The 22,602-nt window shown below is 62.6% G+C and carries 18 protein-coding genes and 2 tRNA genes; 14 read left to right on the top strand and 6 right to left on the bottom strand.

Going from position 1 to position 22,602, the window contains the following annotated elements; translation table 11 throughout:
• The first annotated feature begins 15 nt into the window (after positions 1-15).
• Positions 16-1,575: a methionine--tRNA ligase gene (gene metG, locus KCX59_RS13620; protein ID WP_179017216.1), complete on the top strand. Its 1,560-nt coding sequence runs from the start codon at positions 16-18 to the stop codon at positions 1,573-1,575.
• A 112-nt stretch (positions 1,576-1,687) separates the two neighbouring features.
• Here the strand turns inward: metG and KCX59_RS13615 are convergent, their stop codons facing one another.
• The 4 genes from KCX59_RS13615 to KCX59_RS13600 form a co-directional block, all read right to left on the bottom strand.
• Entirely contained in the window at positions 1,688-4,153 is a 2,466-nt protein-coding gene (locus tag KCX59_RS13615; RefSeq protein WP_179017217.1) for an ABC transporter permease, read from the bottom strand.
• A gap of 3 nt (positions 4,154-4,156) precedes the next feature.
• Positions 4,157-4,951, bottom strand: a complete 795-nt coding sequence (locus KCX59_RS13610) for an ABC transporter ATP-binding protein (RefSeq protein WP_179017218.1) — start codon at positions 4,949-4,951, stop codon at positions 4,157-4,159.
• Positions 4,952-5,039: 88 nt separating this feature from the next.
• On the bottom strand, positions 5,040-5,753 hold the full coding sequence (locus KCX59_RS13605; RefSeq protein ID WP_091468192.1) for a response regulator: 714 nt from the start codon (positions 5,751-5,753) through the stop codon (positions 5,040-5,042).
• A gap of 3 nt (positions 5,754-5,756) precedes the next feature.
• Positions 5,757-6,941, bottom strand: coding sequence for a sensor histidine kinase (locus tag KCX59_RS13600; RefSeq protein ID WP_434122453.1), 1,185 nt, complete (start codon positions 6,939-6,941; stop codon positions 5,757-5,759).
• A gap of 136 nt (positions 6,942-7,077) precedes the next feature.
• Here KCX59_RS13600 and KCX59_RS13595 point away from each other — a divergent pair, with 136 nt between their 5' ends.
• From KCX59_RS13595 to KCX59_RS13550, 10 genes are all read left to right on the top strand, one after another.
• Positions 7,078-8,130 (top strand): 3-isopropylmalate dehydrogenase, encoded by a 1,053-nt coding sequence (locus tag KCX59_RS13595; RefSeq protein WP_091468187.1) that lies wholly within the window; start codon positions 7,078-7,080, stop codon positions 8,128-8,130.
• Between the two features lie 120 nt (positions 8,131-8,250).
• Positions 8,251-9,363: a branched-chain amino acid aminotransferase gene (locus KCX59_RS13590; RefSeq protein WP_091468185.1), complete on the top strand. Its 1,113-nt coding sequence runs from the start codon at positions 8,251-8,253 to the stop codon at positions 9,361-9,363.
• A 337-nt stretch (positions 9,364-9,700) separates the two neighbouring features.
• A complete protein-coding gene (locus KCX59_RS13585) occupies positions 9,701-10,498 on the top strand; it encodes an MBL fold metallo-hydrolase (RefSeq protein WP_179017219.1) in 798 nt (265 codons plus the stop codon).
• Positions 10,499-10,521: 23 nt separating this feature from the next.
• Positions 10,522-11,298 (top strand): fumarylacetoacetate hydrolase family protein, encoded by a 777-nt coding sequence (locus KCX59_RS13580; RefSeq protein ID WP_090818840.1) that lies wholly within the window; start codon positions 10,522-10,524, stop codon positions 11,296-11,298.
• A 123-nt stretch (positions 11,299-11,421) separates the two neighbouring features.
• The gene (gene gltX / locus KCX59_RS13575; protein WP_178996751.1) at positions 11,422-12,942 is read left to right on the top strand and encodes a glutamate--tRNA ligase; all 1,521 of its coding nucleotides are present in this window, start codon (positions 11,422-11,424) and stop codon (positions 12,940-12,942) included.
• 14 nt (positions 12,943-12,956) lie between these two features.
• On the top strand, positions 12,957-13,685 hold the full coding sequence (locus tag KCX59_RS13570; RefSeq protein WP_091468179.1) for an HAD family hydrolase: 729 nt from the start codon (positions 12,957-12,959) through the stop codon (positions 13,683-13,685).
• A 137-nt stretch (positions 13,686-13,822) separates the two neighbouring features.
• Positions 13,823-13,894: transfer RNA gene (locus KCX59_RS13565), tRNA-Gln, on the top strand.
• A gap of 127 nt (positions 13,895-14,021) precedes the next feature.
• A tRNA-Glu gene (locus KCX59_RS13560) sits at positions 14,022-14,094 on the top strand.
• A gap of 108 nt (positions 14,095-14,202) precedes the next feature.
• On the top strand, positions 14,203-15,981 hold the full coding sequence (locus tag KCX59_RS13555) for a dynamin family protein (protein ID WP_179017220.1): 1,779 nt from the start codon (positions 14,203-14,205) through the stop codon (positions 15,979-15,981).
• Complete coding sequence (locus tag KCX59_RS13550; RefSeq protein ID WP_179017221.1) at positions 15,978-17,597, top strand: GTPase; 1,620 nt, start codon at positions 15,978-15,980, stop codon at positions 17,595-17,597. The genes KCX59_RS13555 and KCX59_RS13550 overlap by 4 nt, the downstream gene beginning before the upstream one ends.
• Before the next feature lie 11 nt (positions 17,598-17,608).
• Here KCX59_RS13550 and KCX59_RS13545 read toward each other — a convergent pair whose 3' ends face one another.
• Together KCX59_RS13545 and KCX59_RS13540 are read right to left on the bottom strand one after the other, a co-directional pair.
• Complete coding sequence (locus KCX59_RS13545) at positions 17,609-18,145, bottom strand: DUF1697 domain-containing protein (protein WP_178997607.1); 537 nt, start codon at positions 18,143-18,145, stop codon at positions 17,609-17,611.
• Position 18,146: 1 nt separating this feature from the next.
• A complete protein-coding gene (locus tag KCX59_RS13540; RefSeq protein WP_014922101.1) occupies positions 18,147-18,866 on the bottom strand; it encodes an IclR family transcriptional regulator in 720 nt (239 codons plus the stop codon).
• Between the two features lie 123 nt (positions 18,867-18,989).
• Here KCX59_RS13540 and leuC point away from each other — a divergent pair, with 123 nt between their 5' ends.
• The 3 genes from leuC to murA all read left to right on the top strand — a co-directional run bounded on the left by leuC (position 18,990) and on the right by murA (position 22,593).
• On the top strand, positions 18,990-20,441 hold the full coding sequence (gene leuC, locus KCX59_RS13535) for a 3-isopropylmalate dehydratase large subunit (protein ID WP_091468172.1): 1,452 nt from the start codon (positions 18,990-18,992) through the stop codon (positions 20,439-20,441).
• A 9-nt stretch (positions 20,442-20,450) separates the two neighbouring features.
• A complete protein-coding gene (leuD, locus tag KCX59_RS13530; RefSeq protein ID WP_179017222.1) occupies positions 20,451-21,059 on the top strand; it encodes a 3-isopropylmalate dehydratase small subunit in 609 nt (202 codons plus the stop codon).
• Positions 21,060-21,267: 208 nt separating this feature from the next.
• Positions 21,268-22,593 (top strand): UDP-N-acetylglucosamine 1-carboxyvinyltransferase, encoded by a 1,326-nt coding sequence (gene murA, locus KCX59_RS13525; RefSeq protein WP_091468167.1) that lies wholly within the window; start codon positions 21,268-21,270, stop codon positions 22,591-22,593.
• Positions 22,594-22,602: the final 9 nt, after the last annotated feature.

Below are 22,602 nucleotides of genomic sequence, written 5' to 3'. Positions count from 1 at the left end.
AGGTAACTTCTTAGAGTGACGTCTCCAGAGAAATCCCCGTTCTACATCACCACCGCAATCAGCTACCCCAATGGCGTGCCGCACATCGGCCACGCCTACGAGGTCATCGCGACTGATGCCATGGCGCGGTTCAAGCGCCTTGACGGCCATGAGGTGTTCTTCATGACCGGAACGGACGAGCACGGACTCAAGATGCAGCAATCAGCCGAGAAGGAAGGCATTACTGCCAAGCAGCTCGCTGACCGCAATTCGGCAGCCTTCAAGCAGATGAGCCAGGACTTGGGGATCTCCCACGACCGGTTCATCCGCACCACGGATAAGGACCACTACGCGGCTTCCCAGGCCATCTGGAAGAAGATGGAAGCCAACGGTGATATCTACCTGTCCAAGTACGAGGGCTGGTACTCCGTCCGCGACGAGGCCTACTACGTCGAAGACGACACCGTGGTCAAGGAGGATGGGCTCCGCTACTCCAAGGAGACGGACACCCTTGTCACCTGGACTGCCGAGGAAAGCTACTTCTTCCGGCTCTCCAACTACCAGGACAAACTCCTTGCCCTGTATGAGGAACAGCCTGAATTCGGTGCGCCGCAATCCCGTTTCAATGAGGTCATCAGCTTTGTGCGACGTGGTCTGGAGGACCTGTCCATCAGCCGCACCACCTTCGACTGGGGTGTCCCGGTCCCGGGCGACGAGAAGCACGTCATGTACGTCTGGGTTGACGCGCTCACCAACTACCTGACCGGCGTCGGCTACCCGGACATCGAGTCGGAATCCTTCAAGAAGTTCTGGCCCGCTGACGTGCACGTCATCGGCAAGGACATCTCACGCTTCCACGCCATCTACTGGCCCGCGTTCCTCATGAGCGCAGGGCTGGAACTGCCCAAGCGCGTCATGATCCATGGCTTCCTCACCAACAACGGTGTGAAGATGTCCAAGTCATTGGGGAATGTTGTGGCACCCCAGGATTTTGTGGCGCAGTACGGCCTGGACCAGTGCCGCTACTTCTTCCTCCGTGAAGTTCCTTTCGGGGCGGACGGCAACTACAACCACGAAGCCATCGTGGGCCGCATGAACTCGGATCTGGCAAACAACTTCGGCAACCTCGCGCAGCGTTCGCTGTCCATGGTGGCGAAGAACTGTGAAGGCAAGGTTCCGGTTCCCGGCGCGTTTACAGCCGAGGACACCGCTTTGCTGGCCCAGGCCGGCGAATTGTTGGGCACTGCACGTGCTGCCTTCGATAAGCAGGAATTCAGCAGGGCCCTTGAAGCGATCTGGACTGTCCTCGGCGACACTAACGCTTACTTCGCGGAGCAGGCTCCGTGGGTGCTGCGCAAGACTGACCCGGAGCGTATGAACACGGTCCTGTACGTCACCTTGGAGGTTGTCCGCATCGTGGCGATCCTCGCCCAGCCGGTCATGCCGTCGTCGTCCGCGAAGCTCCTTGAGGTGCTCGGGCAGCCTGAAGGCGAGTCGCGCCGGTTCGCCGCCGTAGCCACCCCGATTGTTGCCGGCACGGAATTGCCCGCCCCGGCGCCCGTCTTCCCGCGCTACGAAGAACCCGTCGAGGCGTAGACCCTCTTTCACATAACAGCCATAAACAGGAAACGCTCTCTCACTTCCTTCCGGTCCGTCCGGGGTAGTGAGAGAGCGTTTCCTGTTATAGGGCGATGAAGTGGGAGAGGGTCTAGGCTGTGGCCAGTCCCTCCACCGGTGACAAGCGTGCCGCGCGCCTGGCAGGGACCACCGAAGCCAGGAGTCCGGCCACCACGGCGACCCCAAAGACAGCCGTCAGCTGAAGCCACGGCACGGCCGGAACAACAGTGGCTACGCTTCCCAGGCTTGCCTGCGCGCCAAGCCAGCCATAAACGATGCCCAAACCTGCGCCCATGATCGCTGCCACACCTGCGACGAGCACGGCCTCGATGGCCAGCATGCCGCGGAGTTGGCCCCTGGTCAGCCCCAAAGCACGGAGCAAGGAGTTCTCGCGCGTCCGTTCCAGGACCGAAAGTGACAACGTGTTGGCCACACCGATCAACGCGATCACCACCGCGACACCAAGGAGCCCCGTGACTACCAGCAACAGGACATCGATGATGCTGTTGAACGTCACCCGCTCAATCGCGGCACCGCTGACAGTGCGCTCATGCACGCCCAGCTCTGCGGCGATCTCCTTCTGGATGGCCTGAACCCGATCTGCGGATACGGAATCATCCAGTTTCACCCACACCATCCCGGGAATTTCCGGCAGCGTACCGGAAGAGATGCTGGAGCTTTCCACGAAGGCAGGCACATGGCGGGTACGCAGGACTTTGGCATCGAGCGAAATGGTTCCGGCCGCCGTCGTGATGCTTGCCGGGCCTTCGGGGGAGTCCTCAGGCAGATACACGGTGCCCGCGGACGGCTGCAGGTGGTTATCACGCACCACGGATGCAGCGTCTGCGGCGGAGAGACCATAGATGGTCATGCCGCCGTCGGGCGTCGTCTTGTCATTCAGCATTCCCACCGGCTGCAGCAGTACTGCAGCGCTGACGCCGTCGAGCGCTTTGATCCGGGATACAGCCTGGACGGGATCGCTGGCGTCCACCGCGGTCTGGGCGGACAGGTCCACCGGGTAGTTTTCAGCCAAGGTGTCGTTGAAGGCGTGCCTGGAGGTAGCCGCCCCCGTCATCATGAGGGAAACCAAGGTGACGCCGATCAGCAGCGCGGCGGCAGTAGCGGAGGTACGTGCCGGGTTCCGCGTCGCGTTGACGGCGGCAAGCTTGCCTGGCACACCGGCCGGTGCGGCCAGACGTCCGGCCAGGGCCACCACGGTGGGAATGAAGAGGGTGGAGCACAACAGGATGCCCACAAACGAGACAGCTCCACCCAGCAGCGCCACAAGCAAGGAAACAGTCATGCTGCCGTACACCAGCAGGGCTGTTCCGCCCAGCAGGCCCAACAGGCCCAGGACAAGGCGAATCCTGCCGCGGCGGTTGCTTACGGAGGCGTCGTCGGCCGGGCGGAGGGCGGCGAGTGGTGCGACGGCGGTGGCCGCCTTCGCGGGCACCAGCGCGGCAACTACGGTCAGAAGCGTTCCGGCCACCAAGCCGGCAATGATGGCCGACGGCGGCACCGCCAACGTAGCGAACGCCTGCTCGGGCTGGGATTTGGCCCAGGCGATCAAGCCGGTCATCAATCCCGTGGCAGCGAGGACACCCAACACTGAAAAAATGAAACCAACCACGACCGCCTCCAGCATCACCGACCCGCGGATCTGTGCCCGGCCGGCGCCCAGGCATCGGAGCAACGCCAACTCCCTGGTCCGTTGAGCTACCAACACTGAGAACGTATTGGCCACCACCAACGTGGAAACGAGGATGGCCACCCCTGCGAAGGCGAGCAGGACAACGGTCAACTGGTCCTGGCCTGCACTGAGCATGGCCACTGTGGAGGTGACTTTCTCCTGCGCCGTTTCCAACACTGGCTCACTTGCACCGGCTGCTTCCATGCGGTGTGCGATGAAGTCCTTGGCGGCGGTGACGTCTTCGCCGGGCTTGAGTGCGAACTGTAGCCCCGAGTACCCGGCGCCAGTGTCCTGGACCGCGTCCAGCACTGATTCAGACCCCACCAACTGGGCAGCCGATGACGAGAAAGGGTCATTGGTGGCCTTCGTCAGGCCCGAAATAGTCACTTTCGCGGTCTTGACGGGTCCTGACCCCCGCAGCTCCAAGGTGCTGCCCACTGTGAGGCCCAAATGCCCGGCCGACTTGACGTCAATGACCGCTTCCGAGGCTCCCGATGGCATGGATCCGGAGGAAAGCACTGCGCCCTCCAGGGAAGCCGGTGCCGCATTGCGCAACCGACCGTATTGTTCACCGCCACCAGCCTCGAACGTCACGTAGGTGGAACGCTCGGGATAGCTGTCCTGCACTGAGGGCGAGGAAACCGCTGCGTCCACCGCTGCCTGGGTGAACGGCTCCCCGTTCTTGGACGTAGCCACAACATCGGCGTTGCGGTACGCCTCGCCGATGCTCGCGCCCAGTGATGCATTGGTGCTCGCGCCCACCATCAGCGTGGCGGAGAGGAACATGACAGACAACATAACTGCAAGCCCGATGGCCACGAAACGCCGGAAATGGGTGGTCAATTGGGAAAGGGCAACACGCAACATGCTCTAGGCCCCCAGCTTGCCGAGGGCAGCCAGCACAGAATCGGCAGTGGGATCGTGGATCTCACCCACCAGGCCTCCATCACTCATCAGCACCACGCGGTCCGCATAGCTCGCCGCCACGGGATCATGGGTGACCATGATGATGGTTTGCCCCATCTCCTGGCTGCTCCTGCGCAGCAACGCCAGGACTTCCCCGCCCGCCCGCGAGTCCAGGTTTCCAGTGGGTTCGTCGCCGAAGACGACGTCGGGACGCGTCAGCAACGCCCGGGCAACCGCCACGCGCTGCTGTTGGCCACCCGAGAGCTCATGGGGCCGGTGCTTCAATCGGTCCTTGAGCCCTAGCGTTGTGACAACGGTATCCAGCCACCCGGCGTCGGCCGTGGTTCCCGCCAAGGCGAGCGGAAGCGTGATGTTCTGTTCTGCGGTCAAGGTGGGCACCAGGTTGAACGCCTGGAAAACGAAACCGATCCGCTCGCGGCGCAAAGCGGTGAGCTGACGGTCATTGAGCCCCGTCAATTCGGTGCCGCCCAACAAGATCCGCCCGGAGTCGGCCGTGTCCAAGCCGGCAAGGCAATGCATCAAGGTGGACTTGCCGGAACCGGACGGTCCCATGATGGCAGTGAACTTTCCGGCATCGAAGCTCACTGACACTTTGTTCAAGGCAGTGACGGTGGTGTCAGCACGGCCGTAGCTCTTGGTCAGCTCATGCGCCTCCACGGCGGGACGAGCCTGTGCGTCTTCCGGGCCTGCGGGCCGATCGGTTCCTGACGGGTGGGGGAGAGACGTGAATGTTGTCATGGTTCCACGCTATGTTTCCGGCCGGCCCTGGCGGATCGGGCCGCAGGCCCATTATCAGGGAGGCTTGCTCATACCCTGGTCTGAGTTGCTAGGTACCCGGGGCTACAACGCCGGTCTCATAGGCGATGACCACTACTTGAACGCGGTCCCGTGCGCCAAGCTTCGCCAGGATATGCCCCACGTGGGTCTTGACCGTAGCCTCGGACAGGAACAGCCCCGCCGCGATTTCGGGGTTTGATTGTCCCTGCGCGATCAGCTGGAAAACCTCGCGCTCGCGGGCTGTGAGGCGCTCGACGGCGGCAGCATGTTCAGTCTGCTCCGGTGTCTGCGTCCTCAGGAGTGGCGCCACATGGTCAAGCAGGCGTCGGGTTGTGGAGGGGGCAATCACGGCGTCCCCGCGGTAGACAGTGCGGATGGCCTCCAGCAGTTCCTCCGGCGGCGCATCCTTCAGGAGGAATCCGCTGGCGCCGGCCTGAATGGCTGCAAGGGCGTACTCGTCAAGGTCAAAGGTGGTGAGGACCACAATTTTGACATCGGCCCGCTGAGAACCGACGGGCTGTGCCGCTGCCTGTTCCAGGATGCGACGGGTCGCTTCAATCCCGTCCATGCCAGGCATTCGAACATCCATCAGGACCACGTCGGCAGCGGTGGCGCTCAGGGCTTGGACCGCCTCGATCCCGTTGCCGGCCTCAGCAACTACTTCAAGGTCCGGCTGCGAATTGATGAGCATGCCAAAACCCGATCGGACCAACTGCTGGTCATCAACGAGAGCCACCCGGATGGGTGCGGAAACTTCAGGCATGGATCAGGCCTCCGAATACGGGATAAATGCGGACACACGGAAACCGCCGCCCTGTTCAGGTCCCGCGGTCAAGGAACCATCGTAGAGGGAGACACGCTCACCCATTCCCAATAGTCCGTTACCGCCCCCTGCCGAGGGCGGATCAGCAGCGGCGCCCCGGCCGTCGTCGATGATGTCCAGTTGCAGGCCGCGGGCCTGCCACGTCAGGGTGACACCCGCCGTCGCCTTCGGTCCTGCGTGTTTCATCACGTTGGTTAAGGCTTCCTGGATGATTCGATAAGCCGTGAGTTCCGCGCCGGCTGGTAGGGCCCTGCGTGGTACACCGGTCTGTTCGAACGCCACCTGCAGTGTTGCGGCGCGGAAGCCGAGGAGGAGTTCGTCAAGATCGGAAAGCCGGGGTTGAGGGCGGGTAGGGGAGTCGTCGTCGGAGCGGAGTACGCCCAGCAGTCTTCGCATCTCGCCCAGCGAATCCCGGCCCGTAGCGGCAATAGTGGCCAGTGCCTCGGTCGCGAGTTCAGGTTTCGCGGCGGCAGCGTATCGGGCTCCGTCGGCCTGGGTGATGATGACGGACAGGGAGTGCGCCACGATGTCGTGCATTTCCCGGGCAATGTGGGAACGTTCGTCGGCGGCAGCCAGCTTGCGCTCCTGCATCTGCTCCACTTCAAGCCTCCGCGTGCGATCCTCAAGAGCCTGAAGCTGTAACCGGCGTACGCGCGTGAGGTCGCCCAATGTCCAGCTCACCAGCACCAGCATCCATATCAGCACGGTATAAAGCGCACCGATGGTGAGACCCAGGATGCCGGACTCAGCTGTGGTTGAAAAGAGCCGGGTAGTGAGCATGACTCCACCCAACAGGCCGGCCAGAAGAACCGTCCGGCTCGCCCACGCGGGCCCATAAGCCGCCGTAGCGTAGATGACCAGCGGGACGGCGATTTGGCCAGCTACGGGTTCGACGCCCGCTGCCCACTGGATGAGGCACACAAGGATGACGACGCCGGCCGCCACGGCCGGGCGCGTGCGTCGCCATGCGAGGGGCAGCAGGAGGCTGCAGGACAAGAGGAACAGCCAAGGGCGGTCCGCGACCAGATATACGGGACCAAAGAGGAGGATAAGGAGGCACGTGGCCGTCATATCAACTTTGAAGCGGTTGATGCGGAACCATTCGTATATCTCGTGCCTTCTATCCACGCTACGACTCTATGTGCACGCGACCGGCCCGGGCATCATGCCGTGGTCTGAGTCTTACCCAAGTCCCGGGCACGGCCAGTGTTCGCAGAGTGAGACGATTTTGACCAGCATGTGGATTGCTTGGCTAGATAGAGCTATGAGTGCAACGTCCATCAATCTCGCTGTCATCCCTGGCGACGGCATTGGCCCTGAGGTCATCGCCGAAGCCGTCAAGGTCCTCGAAAAGGCTGTCGCCGCCGAAGGCGTGGCCCTCGAGCTGACCAACTACAAGCTTGGCGCCCAGCACTGGCTTGAGACTGGCGAGACCCTCCCGGACGAGGTCCTGGAAGACCTGCGCACGCGTGACGCCATCCTCTTCGGAGCAGTGGGCGCAGCCCCGGGGGATACCCGCATCCCTTCCGGCATTATCGAACGCGAGATGCTGCTCAAGCTCCGCTTCAGCCTGGACCACTACGTGAACCTGCGCCCGTCCCGCTTGTACGGCACCGTCGGCAGCCCCCTGGCGAACCCCGGCACCATCGATTTCATCGTCGTCCGCGAAGGTACTGAAGGTCCCTATGTGGGCAATGGTGGCACCCTGCGCGGCGGAACACCCCACGAAGTGGCCACGGAAGTTTCCCTCAACACAGCTCACGGTGTGGAGCGAGTCGTCCGCGATGCCTTCCGCCGCGCCAACGAGCGTCCGCGCAAGCACGTCACGCTCGTCCACAAGCACAATGTGCTGGTCTTCGCCGGGCACTTGTGGAAGCGCACGGTTGAGGCCGTGGCCCTGGAATTCCCTGAGGTCACCCACGACTACCTGCACATTGACGCCGCCACCATCTTCATGGTGACCGACCCCTCCCGTTTCGATGTCATCGTCACCGACAACCTGTTCGGCGACATCCTCACCGACCTCGCCGCTGCCATCACCGGCGGCATCGGCCTGGCGGCATCGGGCAACATCAACATGGACCGCACCGCACCGTCCATGTTCGAGCCCGTCCACGGCTCAGCCCCGGACATCGCCGGACAGCAGAAAGCCGATCCCACCGCGGCCATCCTCTCCGCAGTGCTCCTCCTGGACCACCTTGGCTACACCACGGCGGCCCGCAAGATCGAAGCGGCAGTAGTCGCCGACGTCGAAACCCGCACCGGCGAGCCGCGCAGCACGGCTGCTATTGGCGATGCCATTGCGGCCGCACTTTAGGCCCTTTTCTCAGGCGTAAGCTTGTGTTGAATTATTTACCTGCTTCCCTGGTCCATCGCTGAACCATACCCTTTTTTGGGACCCGGTTCGCCCTGCCAGGTAGCTGACTGTGGAGGAAACATGACTCAGACTGCCCATGGCGTCGACTTCAGCCAGCAGCTTTCGGATACCCCGAAGTCTGCTGAGGAGCGTGCAGCCGTCCTGGCGAACCCAGGCTTCGGCGACTACTTCACCGACCACACCGCCGTCGTCGACTACAAGGTTGACGCCGACGGAAATGGCGGTTGGCAGAATGCCCGGATCGAGCCCTACGGACCCATCTCCCTGGACCCCTCGGCTGCGGTTCTGCACTACGGCCAGGAAATCTTCGAAGGCCTGAAGGCATACCGCCACGCTGACGGCTCCGTTTGGACTTTCCGGCCCGAAGCCAACGCCGCCCGCTTGAACAAGTCCGCGCGTCGCCTAGCCCTCCCGGAGCTGCCGGAGGAGTACTTCCTCGGCGCCATCCGCGAACTCGTCCAGGCTGATAAGGAATGGGTTCCTTCCGGCGACGGTGAAGCCCTCTACCTGCGTCCGTTCATGATCGCCACGGAGGCGTTCCTTGGTGTTCGTGCCGCGCGCGAAGTGTCCTTCCGCGTCATTGCTTCTCCTGCCGGCAACTACTTCGGCGGCGAGCTCAAGCCCGTCTCCATCTGGATCTCCCGCGAATATGCCCGTGCCGGCCGCGGCGGAACCGGTGCTGCCAAGTGCGGAGGTAACTACGCAGCTTCCCTGATCGCGCAGCAGGAAGCCGAAGCGAACGGTTGCAAGCAGGTGCTGTTCCTGGACCACTTCAACGACGACGCCGTGGAAGAACTCGGCGGCATGAATGTCTTCTTCGTCATGAAGGACGGCTCCCTGGTCACTCCGGCCCTTAGCGGCACCATCCTTGAAGGCGTCACCCGCATGTCCGTTATCCAGGTGGCCAAGGACATGGGCCGTGAAGTCACCGAGCGCAAGATCACCCTGGACGAGTGGCGCGACGGCGTGGCCTCAGGTGAGATCACCGAAGTCTTCGCTTGTGGCACCGCGGCCGTGATCACGCCGATTGGTGTGCTCAAGGACGCCACCGAATTCATCGGCTCCGAGGACGCGAAGGCCGGGGAAACCACTATGGCCATCCGCCAGCAGCTCCTGGGCATCCAAACCGGAACCGTCGAGGACACCCACGGCTGGCTGACCCGCCTGGTCTAGGTTTTCGGCTCAACAGAACGCACGACGGCGGCCCTTCCACTTGGCAACAAGCGGAAGGGCCGCCGTTCTGCTTCCCCCAACGCTCTTTCACCTCCCTCGGGTTTGGGGTGGACGCTCTTTCACCTCCCGCGGGTTTGGGGCGGACGCTCTCTCACCTCCCTCGGGAGGCTTTAGATTGGCGACGGCGGCACCTTGGTGAGGCGACGGCGTCGGGGCGTTGGTGGGAAGGGTTAGGGATGTGAGAGAGGGGTGGTGGGAAGGGTTAGGGATGTGAGAGAGGGGTGGTGGGAAGGGTTAGGGATGTGAGAGAGCATCCGTTCAGTGCCAAGATGGGACAGTGACTCAAGAATCAACGGCGACCTCCCATGACAGTTCCCTGCAACGCAGCAGCGAACTCACCCGCTTCCAATTGGCCCCCAATCCGGGCCCGATGAGCCTGGACGGTACCAACTCGTACGTCATCGGCGCCCCGGGATCCCGTTATGTGGCGGTGGTAGACCCGGGCCCTGAAGACGAACAGCATTTGGCTGTGTTGGCATCGGCAGGTGTTGTGGACGTAGTCCTCATTACGCATCGGCATGCGGATCACACGGAGGCGTCAGCACGTTTTCATCAGATCACCGGGGCGCCTGTCCGTGCTGCATTGCCGGAGCATTGCCACGGCGGCGAGCCGCTGATGGACGGCGAAGTCCTGACGGCAGGTGGCGTGGAGATCCGTGTCGTGGCCACCCCGGGTCACACGTCGGACTCCCTCTGCTTCCATCTCCCTGATGACGGGCCCAACGGATCCGTTCTCACCGGCGATACGATTCTGGGCCGCGGAACCACTGTGTTGGATTACCCGGATGGCCGGTTGGGAGACTACCTTGCAAGCTTGGAAAGGCTGGAAGCGCTAGGACCCGCAACACTGCTGCCCGCACATGGGCCTGTTCTGCCGGCCTTGGACGAAAAGTGCCGTGAGTACCGTCATCATCGCGAGCAGCGGCTCGACCAAATCCGGACGGCGTTGAAACACCTCGGTACTCATGCATCCGTCGCTGCGGTCACGGATGCCGTTTATCCCGACGTCGACCCTTCGGTCAGGTGGGCGGCAGAGACTTCCGTTGCGGCCCAGTTGGATTACCTCCGAAGCTAAACCCGGACTGTAGGCTTGAGCCCATGCGTATCGCCCGGTTTGTAGTTGATTCTGATCCCCTTTACGGCGTTGTTGAAGGCGAGCCCGGCAGTGAGGAAATCACTGTCATCAACGGCGACCCCTTCTTCAATGGCGTCGAACGTACCCATGTGAAGCACAAGCTGGAGGACGTGCGGCTCCTCGCCCCGATCATTCCCCGCAGCAAAGTCATCGGCGTTGGCCGGAACTTCGCCGAGCACGCCGCTGAACTCGGCAACGAGGTTCCCCAGCAACCGCTGCTGTTCCTGAAGCCCAACACATCAGTGATCGGCCCGAACGATCCCATCATCCTTCCCGAGTTCTCCGAGGAAGTTTCTTTCGAAGCTGAGCTCTGCGTAGTGATCGGCCGGATCTGCAAGGACGTTCCCGAGGAGCGTGCGGACGATGTTATCTTCGGCTACACCTGCGGTAACGACCTCACCGCCCGTGATGTCCAGAAGACCGATCTTCAGTGGGCGCGGGCCAAGGGGTTCGATACCTCCGCACCGCTGGGTCCGTGGATCGAAACCGAACTCGACCATGAGGACCTGTCCATCCAGGGCCGGCTCAACGGCGAACTCCGCCAGGACGGCAGCACCAACCAGATGATCCGCGGTGTACGCGAGCTCGTCTCGATCGTTTCGCACGCGTTCACCCTGCTTCCGGGCGACGTCATCATGACCGGCACTCCGGCCGGCGTCGGCCTGGTCAGTGAAGGCGACCGCTTTGAAGTGGAAATCGAAGGCATCGGCCGGCTCTCCAACCCGGTGGTTCGCCGCTAGGCTCCCAGCCAGGCCTTAAACCTCGACGGCGGCACGCACCTTTCACACGAAAGGCACGTGCCGCCGTCGAGCGTTTCCGTACGGGAATCCGAGGCATCGCCAAGCGGTAAAGTTGGAACCACTATGACTACTGCTTCTGCGTCGAACGCTGCCTCCAGCGCCATTCCTGCCGTCAACGCCGAGACTCCGGTCCGCGTCCGTTTTTGCCCGTCACCCACGGGAACGCCGCACGTTGGCCTGATCCGCACCGCCCTGTTCAACTGGGCCTATGCACGCCATACCGGCGGCAAGCTGATCTTCCGCATCGAGGACACGGACTCAGCCCGCGACAGCGAAGAGAGTTACCACCAGCTGCTGGACGCCCTCAAGTGGCTCGGCATCAATTGGGATGAGGGCGTAGAGGTTGGCGGACCGCACGAGCCTTACCGGCAGTCGCAGCGCGGCGACATCTACCAGGATGTTATCGCCAAGCTCAAGGCAGGGGGACACGTTTACGAGTCCTACTCCACGCCCGATGAGATTGAAGCCCGCCACAAGGCGGCCGGCCGCGACCCGAAGCTGGGCTATGACGGTTTCGACCGGCACCTGACGGATGAGCAGCTGGCACAGTTCAAGGCCGAGGGCCGCGAGGCCGTCCTGCGTCTCCGCATGCCGGACGAGGACCTGACATTCAACGACCTCGTCAGGGGCGAGATTACCTTCAAGGCAGGCTCGGTTCCCGACTTTGCCGTTGTCCGCGCCAACGGTGCTCCGCTCTATACGTTGGTGAACCCCGTTGACGATGCCCTCATGGGAATCACCCATGTCCTGCGTGGCGAGGACCTCCTGAGCTCCACTCCGCGTCAGATTGCGTTGTACCGTGCGCTCTACGCCATTGGCGTGGCCGAGTACATGCCGGAATTCGGACACCTTCCCTATGTCATGGGCCAAGGCAACAAGAAGCTTTCCAAGCGCGACCCGGAGTCGAGCCTCTTCCTGCACCGCGAACGAGGATTCATCCCCGAAGGCCTGCTCAACTACCTCTCGCTGCTTGGCTGGTCCTTGAGCGCGGACGAGGACATCTTCACCGTGGAGCAGCTAGTTGCTAACTTCGACATTCATGATGTCCTGGGCAACCCCGCCCGTTTCGACATCAAGAAGGCCGAAGCCATCAACGGAACGCACGTGCGGATGCTCGCGCCGGAGGACTTCAAGGAGCGCCTGGTTCCCTACCTCCGCGCTGCTGGTTTCGTTGGGGAAATCCTGACTCCACGGCAGGAGGAGATCCTCGCTGAAGCAGCTCCTCTGGTCCAGGAACGAATCACCCTCCTGGGTGAAGCTCCCGAGATGCTGGCTTTCCTCTTCAAGGCCGATGACGCGATCGATGTTGCGGACGATGCCCGCAAGGGTCTGCCGCAGAACCTGGAAGAAGTACTGGATGCCGCCCTGGCGGCGTTGGAGCCCATCGGGGAGTGGACGGCAGAGAACATCCAGGCCGCGCTCAAGCAGGCCCTGGTTGAGGACTTGGGTATCAAACCGCGTGCGGCGTTCGGGCCTGTGCGCACTGCTATCTCAGGACGACGCATTTCGCCGCCGCTTTTCGAGTCGATGGTGATCCTCGGCAAGGATTCCTCGCTCGCCCGCGTCCGCGCCTTCCGCGGCTAGCAACGGAAGCAGTCATGGCTATCTCAAGTACTTTCGGCACCATCCGCGGTGTCCTCTTCGACATTGATGACACCTTGGTGGACCTTGAGTACGCCATGACAACAGCACTCCGCGATGTCAGCGAGCATCTCCTGCCCGGCCTGGACCAGGCCGGGTGGGTGAAGTTCGGGCGCATCTTTACCCACGAAACCACGCACTTCTACGACCGCTACCTGGCCGGAGAGTTGACGTTCAACGAGCAGCGGTTGCTGCGTGGCAGGGCCGCTTTGGGCCACTTTGGTGTGGAGCTTCAGGACGGCGAGGAGTCGCAGGCGTGGGTAGCCGACTATCACCAACGCCAGACGGCGTACGTCCGGGCTTTTGACGATGTAGAAGGCGTACTGGACGCACTCGATGCTGCAGGCATCCCTTACGGCGCCGTCAGCAATAATGTGCATGATTACCAGCGGGCCAAGCTGGATGGTGCCGGCCTTGCAAGGATCAAGGTCCTCGTGGGTACGGACACTGTAGGTGTGCCGAAGCCGGATCCTGCGATCTACCTCGAAGGCGTGCGCCTGCTGGGTACCCGTCCGGGGGAGACCCTCTATGTGGGCGATAACAGGTTGCTTGATGCTGACGGTGCAACGGCGGCGGGCTTGGTTGGCGTGTGGCTTAACAGGACGGGGGAAGTGGTGGAAGAGTTTGCCGGCCGCCAAGTGGACTCACTGTCGCGGCTACTGGTGAAGGCTGCTACTCCGGCATGAAGGCCGTGTGATGCAGGTAACGGCTTGACGATTTGTGCAGGTGGCAAGACTCCGGTAGAGTCATTACTCGTGCTGAGGGGCACGGAGGGAAAAGCTGAGGGAAACCAAAGCGCTGAACTCCGGTCCAAAAGCCACTTTGGGATATGGTGTAATTGGCAACACTACGGTTTCTGGTACCGTCATTCTAGGTTCGAGTCCTGGTATCCCAGCTCTGAAAATCCGCGTAAACACGCTGGAAATTCAGAAGTTTCAAGTCGATTAGTCGATTTGGAGCGTAGCTGAAAGTATGAAATACTCATTCAGCTTGATCGCCGGAAACGGTGACAAAAAGTGCAAGGCCCCATCGTATAGCGGCCTAGTACGCCGCCCTCTCACGGCGGTAACGCGGGTTCGAATCCCGCTGGGGTCACAAACAAATCCCCCGGAACCACGGTTCCGGGGGATTTCTTTTTCCCCAATTTCGGCCACGGTGCTTGCGCCGCTCCTGTGACGGAGATCGGGCTGGCATGATGATGCTGTGACCGCAAATGATGAGACAACACCCCGGGCTACCCAAGCTGCCCAAGGTGCGGCAACCGCCGTCGAAGCCTTGGAAGCTGCCCGTGCGGAACTCGCGGCCACAACCCTTCCGCTCGCGGTGCCGGAGGTCCGGGAAGCCCGTCAGTGGATCCGTGAATCCCTGGCCCAGCTCGACGACTACGTTATTCCCCGCTACCGCAGCCTTGACGCTCCGCTGCTGGCCGTCGTAGGTGGTTCCACCGGCGCAGGGAAATCCACGTTGGTCAACGCGCTGATCGGCTACCCGGTGACCCGTGCAGGCGCTATCAGGCCCACCACCCGCCAGCCCATCCTCCTGCACCATCCTCTGGACGCGGGGTGGTTTGAAGGCCACCGGATACTTCCCAGCCTGGACCGTATCCGCGGCACAGTCTCTGCGAGTCCTCTCCCGGCGCATCAGGCAGGGGCCGCTCCGGACGCACAGGCCATCACGTCTTTGGTACTGGTGGGACACGAGTCAGTGCCCCAGGGAATCGCCCTTCTGGACGCACCCGACGTAGACTCCATCTCCGATGACAACCGTCGGCTCGCCGGACAACTGCTTGCTGCCGCTGACCTCTGGGTGTTTGTCACCACGGCTAACCGCTATGCCGACGCCGTACCGTGGCGCCTGCTCTTGGACGCAGCTTCGCGGGATATCACCGTAGCGGTGGTCCTGGACCGCGTGCCCGCAGCTGCGGAGGATGAAGTCAGGACTGACCTCCAGGCAATGCTGGACCGGCAGGGCCTGGCTGACGCGAAGCTCTTCGTCGTTCCGGAGAGTGCCTTGGATGGGCTGGGGATGCTCCCGGAGGACTCCGTGGTCGGCTTGCGTCAGTGGCTGGGGGCCTTGGCGGCCAATGCGGCCGGACGGGCGGAAGTGGCCAGGCGGACACTGAATGGCGCAGTTAAAGCTGTCAGCGTCCGGTTGGAGGGAATCGCGGGTGCTGCTGCGGCCCAGGATGCCGCCGCCCACGATCTCCAGGCAACGTGCGTCACCGAGTATGAGCAAGCTCTCTCGCGCATTCTGGAGGCCACGAAGGACGGAGCGCTGCTTCGCGGCGAAGTGTTGGCGCGGTGGCAGGACTTCGTGGGAACAGGGGAATTCTTCCGGGCACTCGAGCAGAACATCGGCCGGATGCGGGACCGTGTAGGGGCCTTCTTCCGGGGCGAGCCGGCTCCCGCTGTGAAGGTTGAAACAGCGATCGAGACCGGGTTGCAGGCGGTGATCCTGGACGAGGCCGCGAACGCGGCCGAAAACGTGGACAGGCGATGGCGTTCGGACCCCGCTGGTCGGGAACTTCTTGGCTCCGAAGATCTTTCGGGCACCAGCGAGGGTTTCGATGCGAAGGCTGCAGCAGCTATTCGTTCCTGGCAGGAAGGACTGATGGAGATGATCCGCACGCAGGGCCAGGGAAAACGCACCCAGGCCCGGTGGTTGTCCTTCGGCGTCAACGGGCTCGGCGCCGCGCTTATGGTGGTGGTGTTCTCCATGACCGCGGGCCTGAGTGGCTTGGAGATCGGTATTGCAGGCGGAACGGCTGTTGTTGGGCAGAAGCTGCTGGAAGCCGTGTTCGGTGAGGACGCAGTACGTCGCTTGGCCCAGCAGGCCAGGGATGATCTGCACACACAGTGCCAACGACTCCTGGACGACGAGAGGCAAAAGTTCCTGGATCGCCTTGAAGCGGCCCATCCCAACTCCGGAGACAACCTCGCCCGGCATGCCCAAGCCTTGCGCCGCCTGGCAGGGGTCGCATGAGCCGCCACGGCCAGGTCCGCGAGTCGTCCCAACTGCAGCGCCGGCTTGAATCGCTCAACACTGCCAGGGAACTGGCTGAGGGCGTCCTGCCGGACCCCGATCTGCAGTCAGTGTACGACGTTTTGGAGCGTGCAACCTCGCGGCGGTCATTGTCGGCAGGGCACACTGTGGTGGGGTTTTTCGGGGCGACGGGCAGCGGAAAATCGTCGTTGTTCAATGCTGTATCCGGCAGCAATCTCGCGACTGCCACTGCGCGGCGTCCCACAACGTCTGCACCTTTGGCGGGCATCTGGGGCGAAGAGGGCAGCGGCCCTTTGCTTGATTGGCTGGACGTCAAGGAGCGGCATACCCTACCGCCTGTGCCAGGGCTCGCAGACGAGAACAGCGGCCTGGTGCTGCTGGACCTGCCCGACTTCGATTCCACCAGGGTGGAAAACCGGGAGATTGTTCAGCGCATGGTGGGCATGGTGGATGTGCTGGTGTGGGTCCTGGACCCGCAAAAGTACGCCGACGCTGCGGTGCATAACGACTTCCTTCGACCCATGGCCTCCCACGGTGCCGTCACGCTGGTTGTCCTGAACCAAGTGGACAAACTCAATGCAGCCGATGCAGCCGCCGTGATGGTGTCCTTGGAAGGGATCCTGGCGCGGGACGGACTAGGCAAAATCAGAGTCCTCAGTGCCTCGGCCCTAACCGGCGACGGCGTCCAGACTCTCCGCGCGGCCATCCGGAACGTAGTGGTCCAGCGGCAGGCAACAACACAGCGCCTGTCAGCAGACGTCACCAAGGCCGCGGCGGAACTTGCCCGGGCCTCCGGCGAGGGCGAAGCCCGAGGCATCAAAGGAAGCGCGAAGGCCCGCCTGGCGTCTGAACTCTCGACGGCGGCAAACGTACCGGTGGTGGTGGACGCCGTGCAGCGATCTTTCACGAGGGAGTCAGCCAAGAGGACCGGGTGGCCCGTCACCCGATGGCTGTTGCGTTTCCGACCCGACCCATTGCGGAGGCTGAACCTGGGCAGGGATGACACCAAGCCGGAATTGAGCCGGACATCGCTGCCTCCTGCGGGGGCGCCGGAACGGGCACGGACGGACGCCGCCGTCAGGGATTTTGCCGATGAGGCTTCCGCCGGCGCCCCCGGTCCTTGGCGTGCAGCCATTCGCAGCGTGGCCAGGGAGGGGCGGGAACAGCTGCCTGACGCGTTGGATCAAGCTATTGCAGGCACCGACTTGAAGGCGGGCAAACGTCCCCTGTGGTGGATCCTTTTCAATACCCTTCAATGGATTGCGCTTCTGCTCGCAGTAGGCGGCCTTGGGTGGCTGGGTGTGTTGGCCGTACTCGGCTACTTCCAAATGCCAGTGCCGGAGGTCCCGCGAACTGAAGGGTGGCCGTGGCCTACGCTGATGGTCGCCGGGGGAGTGGTGCTGGGCATCGTCCTTGCCATCACTGGAAGGATTCTTGGAGGCTGGGCTGCCCGGGTCAGGGCATCGGGAGCAGCGAAGCGTTTAAAGGCCGCCGTGGCGGCAGTTGCCGAGCAACGGATCGTGGAGCCTGTCGGGGTGGAAATTACGCGCTTGAAAGCGTTCAACGCGGCGCTGAAGGCCGCGCGCTCCGGCTAGGGCCGTGCAGCTTAAAGGGCCGAAGCGGCGTCCCTGACTTTGATAAGCGTGCGCAGGTTCCTTGTAGTCGTGCTGGCTTTGTAGCGTGCCTTGGCCGAGAGCTTGCTGAAGGGGCTGTCCAGCGTCCCGCCGGCGGGAGCCAGCCACGCGGAGGCTTCCGGGCCCAGCCGCACTTGTTCCACGCCGTCCACCGCTTCGCCTGCCTGAAAAAGTTCATCGAGCATGGCTGTATCGGAGGTGAGGGTGATGTAGCTGTGCGTGGTTTTGTCGTCCGCCGGGTACGGGCACGCGTCCACCAATTCCGCTACCCGTGCGGCAGTAAGGACAACCACCCAGGCATCGTAACCAAAGGTTTCACGTAGGCACTTCTCGAACTGGGCCTTGACGTCCTTGGCGCTGAGTTCACTCTGAAGCACCACATTTCCGCTGGCCAGCAGCGTCTTGACCTTGGTAAACGGGTAGTCCTTGAGGGCTGATGTGAGATCGGCCATCTTGATGTTGATGCCGCCCACATTGATGCCGCGGAGGAATACTGCGTAGCTACTCAGGCTAGTCATTGTTCTTGCGCAGGGCTTCGGTCAAAACCCGGGCGGCGTTACAGACTACCTCGGCGTGAAGGCGGCCCGGCTGGCGGGTAAGGCGTTCAATCGGACCTGAAATGGACACGGCCGCGATGACCCGGCCTGACGGTCCGCGAACGGGGGCTGAAACCGAGGCGACCCCGGGCTCGCGTTCGCCAAGGCTCTGACCCCAGCCCCGGCGTCGTACGCCTGCAAGGACGGTGGGCGTAAAGCGGGCGTTTTGCAGCCCTTCGAGAAGGCGGTCGTGGTCTTCCCACGCCAGCAGGACCTGTGCGGCGGAGCCGGCCTTCATGGAGAGCTGGGTCCCCACCGGAATGGTGTCACGCAGGCCGATGGGACGTTCCGCGGATGCCACGCAGACACGCCAGTCGCCCTGGCGGCGGAAGATCTGCGCGCTTTCGCCTGTGGCGTCCCGGAGCTGAATGAGAACGGGTCCTGCGGAGGCAATGAGCCGGTCCTCACCGGCAGCGGATGCGAGCTCCACCAACCGGCTGCCCAGGACGAAGCGTCCCTGGATGTCCCGGCTCACCAGGCGATGGTGAACCAGAGCCAGCGCAAGGCGGTGAACTGTGGGCCGGGCAAGCCCCGTGGCCGCTACGAGTTGCGCGAGAGTCGTGGGCCCTGCCTCAAGGGCATCGAGCACTTGGGCCGCTTTATCAATGACACCGACTCCACTAGAATTGTCCATGTAATGATATTGCCGTCTCAATATCTGAGATGCAAGTTGTTTCGCTGGCCTATTTTGCGGCAGTGCTGCTTCAGTGGAACAAGAACAACGCAACAAGCCAACCGCAGTGAAGGGAGCAAGGCCGTGGGAAAGACACTGGCCGAGAAAGTCTGGGACGCGCACGTAGTGCGCAAGGGTGAGGGCGAAGGAGCCAATGCCCAGCCAGACCTTCTCTTCATCGACCTGCACCTGGTCCACGAAGTGACGTCCCCGCAGGCGTTTGAGGGCCTGCGCCTGGCTGGCCGGCCCCTGCGGCGCGTCGACCTGACCATCGCCACGGAGGACCACAACACTCCCACGCTGGACATCGACAAGCCAATCGCGGACCTGACCAGCCGCACGCAGATTGAGACCCTGCGCGCCAACTGCAAGGAATTTGGCGTCCGACTGCATTCCCTGGGTGACAAGGAACAGGGGATCGTGCACGTCGTGGGGCCGCAGCTGGGACTGACCCAGCCGGGCATGACAGTGGTCTGCGGCGACTCGCACACCTCAACACATGGCGCCTTTGGTGCGTTGGCCATGGGAATCGGCACGTCCGAGGTGGAGCATGTCATGGCCACCCAAACCCTGTCTTTGAAGCCATTCAAGACCATGGCCATCAATGTTGAAGGCACCCTGCGTCCCGGCGTCACCGCCAAGGACATCATTCTTGCCGTCATCGCCAAGATCGGGACAGGCGGCGGTCAGGGTTATGTCCTCGAATACCGTGGTTCGGCTATCCGTGCGTTGTCGATGGATGCCCGGATGACCATTTGCAATATGTCCATCGAAGCCGGTGCCCGCGCCGGCATGGTGGCTCCGGACCAGACCACGTACGACTACATGCAGGGCCGCCCCCACGCGCCGGAAGGCGCGGACTGGGATGCCGCCGTCGAGTACTGGAACACGCTCAACACGGACGCGGACGCAACTTTCGACGTCGAGGTTGACCTGGACGCCGATACGCTCGAACCGTTCGTGACCTGGGGAACCAACCCGGGCCAGGGCGTGTCGCTGTCCGCCAAGGTACCGTCGCCGGAAGATTTCGGTGACGAGAATGCCAAGGCAGCTGCCGAGCGCGCCCTGCAGTACATGGGCTTGGAAGCCGGCACTCCCATGAAGGACATCCGCGTGGATACCGTCTTTCTGGGATCCTGCACTAACTCACGCATCGAGGATCTGCGCGCCGCTGCGGACATCATTCGTGGCCGCGAAAAGGACCCCAAGGTCCGCATGCTGGTGGTACCGGGTTCCGCCCGTGTCCGCCTGGAGGCAGAGGCGGAAGGCCTGGACAAGGTCTTCAAGGAATTCGGTGCAGAATGGCGTTTTGCCGGTTGTTCCATGTGCTTGGGCATGAACCCGGACCAGTTGGAGCCGGGGGAGCGCTGCGCCTCAACATCCAACCGCAACTTTGAGGGTCGCCAGGGCAAGGGCGGCCGCACGCACCTGGTCTCGCCTGTCGTGGCTGCGGCCACTGCTGTCCGGGGCACGCTGAGTTCGCCGTCGGACCTCGAGTCCGCTGCCGCAGGCACACTGACCGGAATCGCAGTCTAGGAGGATCCCATGGAAGCATTCACTACCCACACCGGCATCGGCGTTCCACTGCGTCAGAGCAACGTGGACACCGATCAGATCATCCCCGCTGTGTACCTCAAGCGCATCACGCGCACAGGCTTCGAGGACGCTTTGTTCGCTGCTTGGCGGAAGGACGAGTCCTTCATCCTTAATCAGGCCCCGTTCAATGCGGGCTCAGTGCTGGTGGCAGGCCCTGACTTCGGTACGGGGTCATCCCGTGAGCACGCTGTCTGGGCATTGAAGGACTATGGTTTCAAAGCCGTCCTGTCTTCCCGGTTCGCCGACATTTTCCGGGGAAACTCCGGAAAGCAGGGGCTGTTGGCAGCCCAGGTGGCACAGGATGACATCGAACTGATCTGGAAGGTCCTGGAAAACCATCCGGGAACTGAGGTCAAGGTTGACCTGGTGTCCAAAACGGTTGAGTGCGGCAACGTGGTGGCGCCGTTCGAGATTGACGACTACACCCGTTGGCGCCTCCTGGAAGGCCTCGATGACATCGGCCTGACCCTTCAGTATGAGTCGGACATCACGGCGTACGAGGCCACCCGCCCGGCTTTCAAGCCGAAGACGCTCCCGGCGAAAGTTGATGCCCGGTAGCCCCTTGTCTTGAGCCGCAACCTGCGGATAAACGGACCGGCAGGCCTCCCTCGGGAGCGTCTGCCGGTCCTTTTTCGTCGGTGTGCGGCTGAAGCCGGATACGGGGTGTGTCGGGCGGTTCCATTTCGGATCGGTAAAGCGAGCTTCTATGCTTAGCTGGAGCCTTTGTAAGTTTGGGGGGCGAGTAGTCGTGAGGAAACCGGTATAGATGAGTAGTGTTCTGACAATCCGCGGTGGCGTCCCTTTGACCGGGCGAGTGACCGTTCGCGGTGCCAAGAACCTGGTGCCCAAGGCCATGGTGGCGGCGTTGCTGGGCAGCGAACCATCGGTGCTGAGGAACGTGCCGGAAATCAAGGACGTCGAGGTTGTCACCAGCCTGCTGCAGCTGCACGGCGTGACCGTTGTGAAGGATCCGGTATCGGGTGACCTCACCCTGGATCCCAAAGATGCAAAGACGGCCTCCAGCACGGCAATTGATGCGCACGCCGGTGATTCGCGGATTCCCATCCTGCTGTGCGGACCGCTGATTCACGCGATCGGCGAGGCCTTCATCCCGGATCTGGGTGGCTGCAAGATCGGCGACAGGCCCATCGACTATCACCTGAATGTCCTGCGGCAGTTCGGTGCGGTGGTGGAAAAGCGCCCGGGCGGCATCCACATCTCTGCCCCGAATGGCCTGCATGGAGCCAAAATTTCGCTGCCGTATCCATCGGTTGGCGCCACCGAGCAGGTGCTCCTGAGCGCAACGCGTGCCGAGGGCATCACTGAACTCATTGGCGCGGCCACGGAACCCGAGATCATCGACCTCATCGCGGTCCTGCAGAAGATGGGCGCCATCATCAGCGTCCAGACTGACCGGACCATCCGGATCGAGGGCGTCAAGGACCTTCGGGGTTACAACCACCGTGCGCTCCCGGACCGGAACGAATCCGCATCCTGGGCCTCTGCTGCATTGGTTACCCGAGGCGACATTTATGTTGAGGGTGCTTCGCAGCGCGACATGATGACATTCCTGAATACCTACCGCAAAGTTGGTGGCGGCATGGACATCGGCGACGACGGTATCCGCTTCTACCACCAAGGCGGTAAGCTGTCCCCGCTCGTCCTGGAGACGGATGTCCACCCCGGCTTCATGACGGACTGGCAGCAGCCGCTGGTGGTTGCCCTGACACAGGCCGAGGGCGTTTCCATCGTCCACGAGACTGTCTATGAGAACCGCTTCGGATTCACGGAAGCCCTTGCCCGGATGGGTGCGAATATCCAGGTGCACCGTGAGTGCCTGGGTAGTGTTCCCTGCCGGTTCGGACAGCGGAACTTCCTGCACTCAGCAGTGATTTCAGGCCCCACTCCGCTCAGGGGCACAGACATTGACATCCCCGACCTCCGGGGTGGTTTCAGCCACCTCATCGCAGCGCTGGCAGCTACGGGCACGTCACGCGTTACGGGCATCGACATCATCAACCGCGGTTACGAGCGCTTTACCGAGAAGCTGGCCGGCCTGGGCGCCGATTTCGATATCACCACCACCAAGTAGCGGGGGCTC

Origin of the sequence: Paenarthrobacter nitroguajacolicus (assembly GCF_051027655.1) — a bacterium.
Lineage (GTDB): Bacteria > Actinomycetota > Actinomycetes > Actinomycetales > Micrococcaceae > Arthrobacter > Arthrobacter nitroguajacolicus.
Note: the sequence above shows the minus strand (reverse complement) of the source record. Positions and strands in the feature narration are given on the sequence as shown.